Source organism: Hydrotalea sp., assembly GCA_030054115.1.
In the GTDB taxonomy this organism is placed as follows: Bacteria; Pseudomonadota; Alphaproteobacteria; order JASGCL01; family JASGCL01; genus JASGCL01.
In genome coordinates this window covers 1-2,966 of sequence record JASGCL010000074.1, presented here as the reverse complement: position 1 = coordinate 2,966, position 2,966 = coordinate 1, and the positions used below count along the sequence as shown (strand labels likewise).

Annotated in this window: 1 protein-coding gene; it reads right to left on the bottom strand. The window is 48.6% G+C overall.

All coding sequences use genetic code 11. The annotated features are described in order from the left end of the window. Positions 1 to 499 precede the first annotated feature (499 nt). Positions 500 to 2,047 (bottom strand): hypothetical protein, encoded by a 1,548-nt coding sequence (locus tag QM529_07640; GenBank protein ID MDI9314526.1) that lies wholly within the window; start codon positions 2,045 to 2,047, stop codon positions 500 to 502. Positions 2,048 to 2,966 lie beyond the last annotated feature (919 nt).

Sequence of the window (2,966 nt, the reverse complement as noted above, 5' to 3'; positions counted from 1 at the left end):
GATATTAAAAAATTTTGCGCCCTGCTCCGGCCTCCAAAACCTCTCTGCCCGTCATTCCCGAAGCCCGTAAGGGCTGTCGGGAAACCATTTCCGAGGCCTCCTCATGGAAAACTGCGAAAGGCTGTTGGCGTCAAAATTTTGTTTGAATAGCTTGAGATTTCTTTTCTATCACCCTTTCGTTTCGTTTAACTTGCGACGCCTCGGAAATGGTTCCCCGATAACTCGCGCTGGTCGCGCGAGTTTCGAGGATGACGGGTAGAGAGAGTCCGAACGGCGGCGCGGGTTAGAAAAATTTTCGAGAATGACGGACGGTGGGGTGTTAAAAAACGGCGGAGTAAAGAAAGATAAGAGAGGGCGATGCCACAAAGCCTCCCTTGCTGAAGCAATGGAGGCAATGTGGCATTTTTGGAACTGAAGTAGTAGCGCAAAAAAAAAGGCGATTGGGAAAGCCCAACCGCCTTTTTTAATTGAAAAGAAAACCTTTTTCTAAATCAACCGATTAAAAATTGATACCCAAACCCGCGCCGATGAAGAGGGCGAGGGGGCCGGCCATGCGGGTGTAAGTTATTGCGCCGGATGTTGCGGTGCCGCTGACCGAACCCTCCGACCCGAAATAACGCACGTTGAAAAGTTCGTGAATGTATTTAACATTGATGTCGAAATGCAACAGGTTGTTGTCATATTCCAAAGCAACCTGTGGCGCCAACACAAAACCCGCATCGTCCTTCGCCGAACCACCGCCGGCCGCCGCTGGGGTTGGGGGCGTGCAAACGCCATTGTCAAATGTCCCACCGCTGGCGGAACATGCTGTTTGTGCCCGGCTGACGTTTAAAACGCCCGCCGCGACCAACGCGACCTGCGTGTTATCACTCAACGCGCCCCAAACCGAATCGACCAGGGTTACCGCCGCGCCCGATTCAAATTCGGTATAGTTTTTTAAGGCATTGATGCCGGTTGTCTTGGTGGCATCGCCCAAAATCGCACTCCAAATGGCATAATCGACATTGCCACTGGAACCCGGGTCTAATGTTAACTTACCATCATTCAAACCGCCGGCAATTTTGCTTTGGCCACCCGAAATGTCGGTACCAAGGCCACGGTGAGATATGCCCGCCGCTGTGGCACTGGCACTACCACTCAAGCCACTGTCGAATGAAGGATTGCTTGAAGTTTTTGATGACCCATGGCCGGTTACTATTGGGGATGCCAATGAGCCAGCAACTAAAGTCTCAGAGCAATCAAACGCACCATAGGATACACCGAAATGGTCGGTGCCGCCTGAACTATCCGAAACCAAGGGTGCTATATTTATATTTAATGAACCTGCACCTGTTCCACCCGCCCCATCACAATGATGTGAGTTAGCTGCAATCTGATTGTCATTAATGCCAAAGGTATTTAGCGCAGATTTTAATGTTGGGCTAGATGTGGTTGTTTCCGTGCCCGTCCATTGATATATCGCCCCGCCCGCCACTTTTGTGCCGGCCTTGCTTTGCGCACCGCTGGCCGGCAATTTTTGCGCCCAATTTACATCGGACAGGCTGAAACCAACCCCCAACCCAACCCGCAAACCCCAATTGTCGGCGGAATCCAATTTAAAACGATAATTGGGGGTAATGGTCATTACGTGATACGGCGCGTCATAATTAAATTCGGTTTTTGAATTAACGTCGGTGCCCAAACCAGTCCATTTATGGTTGAAACCCAAATAATCGGCCGATAAACCAAAACCGGTTTTGCTGGTCCAACCCAAGCTAACCCCGTAACCAACCCCACCGGTCGCGGTGGAGGTATTGCCACCGATGCTGGGGCTTGACGAATTTGATTTGTTCCAATCGCCGGCGAAGCTATAAACATAACCCACATCGGCCTTTAACAATAATTTACCAGCGACGGCGTTGGCCAATAATGGGCCGTTTGCGCCTGTTCCATTCTTGTTATTGCCAGCATTTTGGGCATTGGCGTGGGTGGTGAAAACCGCGCTGGATAGGGCGGTGGTCATTAGCATCGCCGAGGCGATGGTAACAAGTATTTTTTTGTTTTTCATGATATGTCCTTTTACATTATTTTTGCGGTTGTCTACAATTGCTAAATGACCTTGCGCCACTTGCGCGAGTCCTTATAGCAGGTTTGTCTTCAAAAGTAAATAACAATAAATATAATCAAAAATCACTGCGCCAATATATTCGCCTATCGTTTCTGCTTTTCATGGCATGGTGAAGCAAAATAAGCATTTTTGGTTGTAATGATTCTGTCCCCTTGTTGCATGATTTTCCTGTTCTCTACAATTATTTATTGCCAAATGAATTTAAACCCATTTAGCGTGGAATTTATATCATTTTTGTCTTTTTGGGTCAAATAATATTTTATGGCGAACCCACCCAAAAAATATCTCCACCGCTGTCGCGGTGTTCGTATTTTTATCCCTCCCTTGCTAAAGCAATGGAGGCTTTGGTGCAAATTTTTCTTAGACGCGTCTTCTCTCTCTACCCGTCATTCCCGAAGCCCGTAAGGGCTGTCGGGAAACCATTTCCGAGGCATCGGTAGTTACAGGAAACGAAAGGGTAATAGAAAAGGAATCTTAACCTATCCAAACAAAATTTTGACGCCAAAACCCTTTCGCAGTTTTCCATGAGGACGCCTCGGAATCAATTTGGTTGCCCTACCGCTTCGCTACTTGAGGGCAGTCCCCGATAACTCGCGCTGGTCGCGCGAGTTTCGAGGATGACGGGTAGAGAGAGTCCGAACGGCGGTGCAGATTATAAAAATTTTCGAGAATGACGGACGGTGGTGGGGCGAACCCGCCCAAAAAACATGGTCGCTCATAACATAGCTATATCGTCATGAACATGCACTCAAGTAACGAAGTGATAGTGCAAATAAATTATCAAATGGCTTGCAAGGCGCGGGTGAAGGCCGCCAGGGCGAAATCGGCGTCATGTTGGGTGAAAATCAGCGGCGGGCGC

Coding starts and splice junctions, on each gene's coding strand:
- QM529_07640 (MDI9314526.1), bottom strand. CDS start 2,047: ATGAAAAACAAAAAAATACTTGTTACCATCGCCTCGGCGATGCTAATG.